This window comes from Mesorhizobium carmichaelinearum (assembly GCF_900199455.1).
Taxonomy (GTDB): Bacteria; Pseudomonadota; Alphaproteobacteria; order Rhizobiales; family Rhizobiaceae; genus Mesorhizobium; species Mesorhizobium carmichaelinearum.
On the sequence record NZ_FZQR01000087.1, the window covers coordinates 1 to 5,060 of the forward strand.

The 5,060-nt window shown below is 60.0% G+C and carries 1 protein-coding gene and 4 pseudogenes; 3 read left to right on the forward strand and 2 right to left on the reverse strand.

Annotation, left to right across the window (positions count from 1 at the left end):
• Positions 1–214: 214 nt before the first annotated feature.
• Positions 215–441: pseudogene (locus tag CKW40_RS41870) on the forward strand (transposase); the annotation flags it as partial.
• A 311-nt stretch (positions 442–752) separates the two neighbouring features.
• Here CKW40_RS41870 and nodB read toward each other — a convergent pair.
• Positions 753–1,403 carry a chitooligosaccharide deacetylase NodB gene (nodB, locus tag CKW40_RS41875; RefSeq protein WP_095205331.1) on the reverse strand — a complete coding sequence of 217 codons (651 nt, stop codon included), beginning with the start codon at positions 1,401–1,403 and terminating at the stop codon, positions 753–755.
• Between the two features lie 350 nt (positions 1,404–1,753).
• Between nodB and CKW40_RS41880 the strand changes: the two are divergent.
• Positions 1,754–2,874, forward strand: a pseudogene (locus CKW40_RS41880) (aldehyde dehydrogenase family protein); the annotation flags it as partial.
• 29 nt (positions 2,875–2,903) lie between these two features.
• On the opposite strand, the pseudogene CKW40_RS41885 reads toward CKW40_RS41880, so the two are convergent.
• Positions 2,904–4,028, reverse strand: a pseudogene (locus CKW40_RS41885) (IS3 family transposase).
• Between the two features lie 88 nt (positions 4,029–4,116).
• On the opposite strand from CKW40_RS41885, the pseudogene CKW40_RS41890 reads away from it, so the two are divergent.
• Positions 4,117–4,301 (forward strand): annotated as a pseudogene (locus CKW40_RS41890) (aldehyde dehydrogenase family protein); the annotation flags it as partial.
• Positions 4,302–5,060: the final 759 nt, after the last annotated feature.

Consider the following 5,060-nt stretch of genomic DNA (forward strand, 5'->3'; position numbering starts at 1 on the left):
CGGCTGCCGAATAATCCGTCCGCATCTTGATCGCTGAGCCCATGGCGCGAATCCTCCTCGCGCAATCGAATCACGGATCCGCTCATTCCGAAATCCCAAGAGAGTCAGCCGTCAGATCCTTTGGTATTAGAAGGGGACAGGTAGGACTGTGCGGGTCAGCCTCAAGCCAGCGACGCTTGAGCAGACGGCGGAAACCGACGACATAAGTCGGCAACACGACTACAAGCGCAATGGCACGACACCCTGTTTGCCGCCCTCAACGTCCTCGACGGCACCGTTATCGGCAAGAACATGCAGCGGCATCGCCATCAGGAGTTCATTCGCTTCCTCAACGCCATCGAGGCGCAAGTTCCGGCCAGCAAGGCCATCCACGTCGTCCTCGACAACTACGCCGCCCACAAACACCCCAGGGTGCGCGCTTGGCTCGAGCGCCATCTGCGGCGTCTTTCGCCCCGGTAGCTACCTTCAGGCTGGGCAGCCCCCGCGGCGCGGGCGGCACCGCCCTTCGCGGTGCCGCCCCCGTCGCCCGCCACTCGCGCGGCGCGAGGGGAGTTTGCAATAAGCGGCTTTGTCACGATCGACGTCGCACGCCGCTCAAAGCGAGACATGAGCGCCGCGCCAGAATCTGGCCCCGATGGATCAAGCCCTAGCTCGGAGCAGGATGCGTCCCTCTGCTAGCACTCGAAAGCCTCGCAGACGATGGCCAGGATTCCAGCTGTTCCAGAGGGCCATGCGGAGCGTATCTAAATTTCCTAAGGAAGCGATCGGAAAACAAATCTGCGATCACGGAGTCCCGAGATTATATGAGGGAGCGCCATCAGCGTCTGATCGCGGGAAGCCGAAATCGTGCACCGGGCAACCTCATCGGGAGGACACCCATCGTGTAATAGAATAATGGCACCTGGCTGAATTGAAGCAAGCACTGCTTCAACAATGGCGGAAACGCCAGGGCGAGACCAGTCCATCGGGTCCACGGACCAATGAACGGACGTCAGTCCGGCGCGCGCTGAGATGCTCAGCACATCCTCGTTCCAGAGGCCATATGGAGCGCGCACGAGACGGGGCACGGCTTGAGGACAAGCTGCGCGGATGGCTCCATTTGCCTCGATTATCTGGCGCTCTATTTCCTCCGGCTCGCAGGTCGACAAGTCCGGATGAGTCATCGTGTGGTTGGCGACCTCATGCCCTTCGGCAACCATACGTCGGATAAGTTCCGGCTGATTCGTCGCATAAGTGCCGAGGACAAAGAAGGTGGCAGGTACTCGATATTCCGCTAGTACCGTGAGAATATCCGGCGTGTAAAACCGATTTGGACCGTCGTCGAATGTTAAGTAGACGCTACGATCTTCAGCGCCTCCCGGGCTACGAGTCCGCATTTCGCAAATATGGTCCAATTGCTTCATAGCTCCACACCATTGCGATCGAACAGCGCGATGGGCGGCCCGTCGTCGGTTCCCACCGGCGCTCCACGAATCGCGTTCCGCAGCACACCTCTCAGGCAGCCTCGCAAATATGGGCCTCGCGGCGCATTTGCATAATAGATTGTTTGAATACATAGCATTTACGGGACCGATGCGCCCTGGCGTGAGAGATTCACACGCAATGCGATGTCGTTTACTGACAACGGCTCGGCCAGATTCAACTCCATTTGTTTCACCCTAAAAGCCCCAACGTCGCAGAATAAATACCCCACCTGCGGATGGATTTACCCGCTGCATCGAGGAGGTACCCTGTATTGCCTCTGCGCCTCCCGATGATCCGACACCTGAGATCCCCGGACCTGTTTGGCGCGCTCGACTCCTGCCGGCGCTTGGCACGCGGCTCGACGAGCGGACGTTCGAGGTCTTCACCCGTCGAGCGGCGAAGTGCTGGCGGAACTGCCCGACATGGGCGTGGCGGAGACGCGCGCTGCGATCGACAAGGCTTATGTCGCGCAGCCTGGATGGGCAGGGTTGATCGCTCGTGAACGCAGCGACGTTCTATAGCGCTGGCGTCAGTTTGATCATCGACGACGCCGATGATCTCGCCGCCATCCTCACCGCGGAGATGGGTAAGCCGTTTGCGGAAGCCAAATCCGAGGTGTCGAATGCTGCGGCGTATCTACAATGGTATGCCGAAGAGGCCAATCGCATCTATGGCGAAACGATCTCGGCACCATCAACGGACCGTCGGATGCTCGTAATCAAGCAACCGATCGGCGTCGTCGGGACGATCACGCCGCGGAATTTCCCCGCCTCGATGGTGGCGCGCAAGATCTCGCCGGCCTTGGCTACGGGCTGCACGATCGTATTGAAACGCGCTGAACAGACGCCGCTCGTGGCGGGTGCAATGTTTGCTCCCGCCCACCAGGCCGGCTTTCCTGAAGGCGTCGTAAACCTGATCTATGCCTCCGCAGGTGATACGCTCGGTCGTGAACTTTGCGCCAATCCTAAGGTCCGCAAGCTTAGCTTTACCGGATCGACCGAGGTTGGACGGCTGTTGATGCGTCACTGCTCGGACCAGATCAAGAAGGTCAGCCTCGAGCTGGGCGGCAATGCAGCTTTTATTGCCTTCGACGATGCTTATATCAATGCTGCAGTTGACGGTGCGATCCAGGCGAAGTTCTGCAATGCCGGCCAGACCTGCGTTCCGGCGATCCGCCTTTACGTCCAATCCAGCGTTCACCATGAGTTCCTCGATAAATTCGCAGAGAAAGTCCGCCTCCTATCGGTTGGTGACGGCTTCGCTCCCGGAGCGGACATCGGACCATTGATCGACAAGCATGCTCTGGCTAAGATCGAATCCCCTATCGCCGATGCCGTCACCAAAGGCGGCACAATTCGATGCGGGGGCAAACGTATCGGCAAGCAAGGCACGTTTTTCCAACCCACGGTCCAGAGCTGCAGCAAATCGCACGGCGACGATCATGCGGCCGTCACCATCGCATGCGCGCCGAAGTAAGCCTCGTCGGGCGTGCGCCCGTCAAGGCTCGAATGTGGGCGTCCTCCATTGTAGAAGGTCAAGTATCTGGAGATCGACGCACGCGCTTCTGACACGCCGTCGTAGGCGCGCAGATAGACCACCTCGTACTTGACCGTCCGCCAGAGCCGCTCGACAAAGACGTTGTCGTGCCAGGCGCCTTTGCCGTCCATGCTGATGGCGATCTTCGCGTCCAGTAGCACACCAGTGAAGTCGAGGTTGGTGAACTGGCTGCCCTGATCCGTGTTGAAGATCTGGGGCCTGCCGTATCTCGCCAGAGCCGCCTCGAGCGCGTCGACGCAAAAGGCCGCCTCCATCGTGATCGAGACGCGATGAGCGAGCACGCGCCGGCTGAAGACGTCGACGACCGCCGCCAGATAGACGAAGCCCCGTCGCATCGGAACGTAGCTGGTGTCCATGGCCCAGACAGGGTTCGGCCGCTCGATCTTCAGCCCCCGCAACACATACGGATAGACCTTGTGACCCGGCGCGGGCTTGCTCGTGTTCGGGCGACGATAGATCGCCGAAATCCCCATGCGCTTCATCAGCGTCGTCACATGGCGGCGGCCGACCGAAACGCCTTCGCGCCATAGCAGCGATCGAAGCATCCGCGCTTCCGCGAACGGGTAATCGACATGCAGTTCGTCGAGCCGACGCATCAGCGCCAGGTCCTCGGCCCAAACCGGCCGAGGCTTGTTGTAGACCGTGCTGCAGGCCAGCTTCAGCACCTTCGCCTGACGCACCACAGGCAGAGTGGGGTCGCGGTCGATCATCGCTTTGCGCTCAGCAGGCCGGCCTTGCCGAGCGCGCCGGACAAAAAACGTTCTCCAGCGCCAGCTCATCGATCTTGGCGTGCAACGCCTTCAAATCGACCGGCGCCTCCCTCGAACCCGCCTTGTCCTGCCCGAACACGCCCGCGGCGCCTTCGAGCAATTGGGTCTTCCAGGTCGTAATCTGGTTCGGGTGAACGTCGAACTGCTGCGCCAGCTCCGAAAACCCACCTCTACCGCGGCCAACGCCACCTTCGCCTTGAATGCTGGTGAATGCGTCCAGCGGCTTCTCTTCGTCATCTCAACTCCTGATTCCCGGCGAGAATCCTCGCCAATTTCAGGCAGAAAATCCACTTATGCCTCTGTCCGATTTTGCGGAGCCAGCTCTGAATATGGGATGGTGGGCGTCAATACCCGAGCATGTCCTCGGAAGCGGCACCCTTCGGCGGGATGAAGCAATCCGGCATCGGGCGGAAAGGCTCCCGCCACGGGCTGGAGGACTACCTTGAAATGAAATACCTCTGCATGGGCGGCATCTCGAGCATCCGCTTGCGCGGTTCTTGGATTGGATAACTCAGCGAGCCATCTGCGAATATGTGAATCGTTCCTCGATGGCGGGCCGAGCGGTGACACCGCAACCGGTGCGGACGCGATTCTGAAACGCTCCCCCGGCTGGGTGTATTCTCGATGAGACAGAGCGTCTGCATTGTCGCAGACGAGGGCGCGCCGTTTAAGATTGCGTGCGTCAGGCGGTCCGGCCGAGAAGGCTCCGAAAGGCCGAGCGGACGGTGAAACAGATGACGCAGGCTGCGATCACTCATACCGGCGATGTTTCCGATGCCAGGATCGCATCATGGGACAAAAGCTTCTCGACGACGAGCTCTCATCGCCCCTACTCTGAGTCTCTCCAACGGTTCTTAATGCCGTCGGAATGCCTCTCAAAACGGCTGGAGAGCTTCTCGTGTTCCCAATCGCCGCAATCCTCCTGCCATTGCCGCCGCCCAACGTCAACTTCTCAGCGCCAGCGGCACATGCACCCTGAAACCGAATGCCCGGCAGGAGACTGAGCTCACTGCCGGGCCGGGTACGCCTTGGGAGGTGGCGTATCAGTGGTTTTTCGTGACCCTGGGTCGACTTCTCCTCGACCCCTACGCCCTTATTGTACAAAGCCACGCAAGTACTGCGCCAAAGCAAAAGGCACTTAACCCGGAAAATTCAGTGCGCCCCGATGGCGCGTATCACCAGTGGAGGAAGGTTCCACCCAGATAGTAGTCGATTGGTCTGGTAGCTGACGAGCGGCTCGGTCGGGTAACTGGCCGGGTCGAAGCCTCG

Excerpts from the sequence above, each read along its gene's own strand:
- nodB (WP_095205331.1), bottom strand. The coding sequence starts at position 1,403 with ATGAAGCAATTGGACCATATTTGCGAAATGCGGACTCGTAGCCCGGGA.